Annotated in this window: 4 protein-coding genes; 2 read left to right on the top strand and 2 right to left on the bottom strand. The window is 42.5% G+C overall.

Annotated features, from left to right (window positions below; translation table 11 throughout):
• The coding region (locus CMR03_RS02860; protein WP_244181307.1) for a phage tail protein at positions 1 to 529 on the top strand (529 nt) is incomplete at its 5' end.
• Positions 529 to 1,125, top strand: coding sequence for a tail fiber assembly protein (locus CMR03_RS02865; protein ID WP_096010716.1), 597 nt, complete (start codon positions 529 to 531; stop codon positions 1,123 to 1,125). The genes CMR03_RS02860 and CMR03_RS02865, both read left to right, overlap by 1 nt.
• A gap of 184 nt (positions 1,126 to 1,309) precedes the next feature.
• On the opposite strand, the gene CMR03_RS02870 is transcribed toward CMR03_RS02865, so the two are convergent.
• Together CMR03_RS02870 and CMR03_RS25180 are read right to left on the bottom strand one after the other, a co-directional pair.
• Positions 1,310 to 1,522, bottom strand: coding sequence for a hypothetical protein (locus CMR03_RS02870; RefSeq protein WP_096010717.1), 213 nt, complete (start codon positions 1,520 to 1,522; stop codon positions 1,310 to 1,312).
• The coding region (locus CMR03_RS25180; protein ID WP_482810261.1) for a glycine-rich domain-containing protein at positions 1,522 to 2,263 on the bottom strand (742 nt) is incomplete at its 5' end. The genes CMR03_RS25180 and CMR03_RS02870, both read right to left, overlap by 1 nt.

Consider the following 2,263-nt stretch of genomic DNA (forward strand, 5'->3'; position numbering starts at 1 on the left):
AAACCTCGGTTTGGGAGAAGGCTCCGCTTTGCCGGTTGGCGTACCTGTTCCCTGGCCGTCAGCGAACCCGCCAACTGGTTGGTTAAAATGTAATGGTGCCGCTATTACCTCTGCTCAGTACCCGCTTCTGGCAAGGGCCTATCCATCACTAAAATTACCGGATTTACGTGGGGAATTTATTCGTGGATGGGATGATGGGCGGGGAATTGATTCTAACCGTGAGTTGTTAGCAGCCCAGATTTCGACTTATCTTCGGACAGGCATGATGGATTATAATGGGAGTGATGTTGACAGTAGTGGCGTTTATATCGGTATGGCCTATTCTGGTGCCGACTTTGTAACTAAGTCAGTAGCATCACCAGGTGGTATTTATCGGGCACCCAATAATTTAGATCTTACAAACAGTGCTGCTCAGGATAATGGCGTTAGTGGCGGAGCTAGTAATTCAGTTTACAATAAAGAGGGTTCTGTATGGATAACCATGCGCCCTAGAAATATCGCATTTAATTATATTGTAAGGGCTGCATAATGAACCAGGCTGAATTAGATAAAAACTTTATAGCCGTTAAGGCTGGGGACGTCAGAGTTTATAATTTTGATGAGATCTCACGTGAATACCTTTCATCCGGCATTGAAAGTCTGGCTTTAGGTGTTGGCATTCCTGCCAATTCATGTATCGATGCGCCTTTAAAAAATAAGGATGGAATGGCAGTTTGCAGGACTGAAGATCTTTTATCCTGGGAGTACGTTAGCGATCATCGGGGTGAAACCGTTTATGATATTACAAACGGAAAACCATTTATTATAAAAAATTTGGGAGATTATCCAATAAGTACCACGCCCAAAAAGCCAGGCTCACAATATGATAAATGGGACGGGGATAACTGGATTTTGGATCTGGTGGCCCAACACGAAGCAGATATAGCAAGTGCTGAGAAATTTCGTCGAGAACTTTTGAGTGAAGTTGAAATAATGATATCTGACTGGCGAATTGAATTATTGCTTGGAGAGATTAGCGATACTGATAAAGCAAAGCTTTCAGCATGGATGGCATATAAATCTGCTGTGAAGGTCGTGGATGTTTCCACAGCCCCTGAGATTAGTTGGCCGAAAAAACCTCAATAGTGTTTGAAAATTAAGCGCTTGTGAAAAAAAAGGTAGCGATAAACGCTACCTTTAGCCTAATTTTTCAGGCTGTTTTTTCAAAGATCGAAGTGCTATAATTTAAATAAATCAATTTAGAATAACGCTATAACTTATCTTATCCCTATCGAAATGCCGTTTAAAATAGTTATCATTAAAAATAACCTTATCCTATTGTGAATTTTTTATAGTCCGTCGTGTAATCTCTATCACCATAAAACCTTCCGCTTTCAGAGTTGTAAAATGCACCTGGCTGGGCATGATTATTTTCACTCAACTCTACTAAATAAAAACCATTAATCTGATAATCAGCCGGTGCTACAATAGTGTTCTCAACAACACAATCACCATTTTTTATTACTGCATATTGCTTATTCATTATGAGTACTCATAAAAGATTGCAACGCCATTGGCACCTGCGCCTGATGGTTTGGCTGAGTAAGTAAGCACTTCAGGATAAGGATCATTATACAAGTTACATGTCCCACTGCCTCCAGCGCCATAACCTGCACCAGCCCCATTATTTCCAAAACCTCTATTACCCGCGGCGAATACTTCTCCGGATAGCATACTTGCACCACCTGATCCACCAAGTTGCCCTTGTGTTCCTAGGTAACCCCAGCCCCCATAAGTACCGTTAGCTTTACGCAAAAGCTTATAACCCAATTCTGTTTCGTTGAATTCCCCAATCCCTGGAACCCCTGGAATGACCATAAGAGAATTAACCGCATTGGTGTAATTAACTTGTGGACGTGTGGAAATAGAACCTGTACTTCCGCCCGATGCATAAATTTTGGTTCCGAACCAGGTTGTTCCTCCAATAATACCTACTGAACCAGTGACGCTTGCACCTCCCAATCCTATAGTCACGGGTAAGTTAGTAATTTTTGTAACGATAAGATCAATTTCAAATTCCACAAACCCCCCGCCACCACCACCCCCACCAGCTGCGGTATATGAAGAAGCATCTGTTGTTGCAGGACTACTTCCACTAGCCCCCGCGCCGACTAATTGGCAACGTACTTTCTTTGCCTCCGGATCAGGTGTGTAATTGCCAGATGTGGTCATAACAATCGTACGAATAAGCCTGCCTGAAAACTTCTCTCCCAAACCGAGGTTT

It is taken from the genome of Pantoea allii (genome assembly GCF_002307475.1).
Lineage (GTDB): Bacteria > Pseudomonadota > Gammaproteobacteria > Enterobacterales > Enterobacteriaceae > Pantoea > Pantoea allii.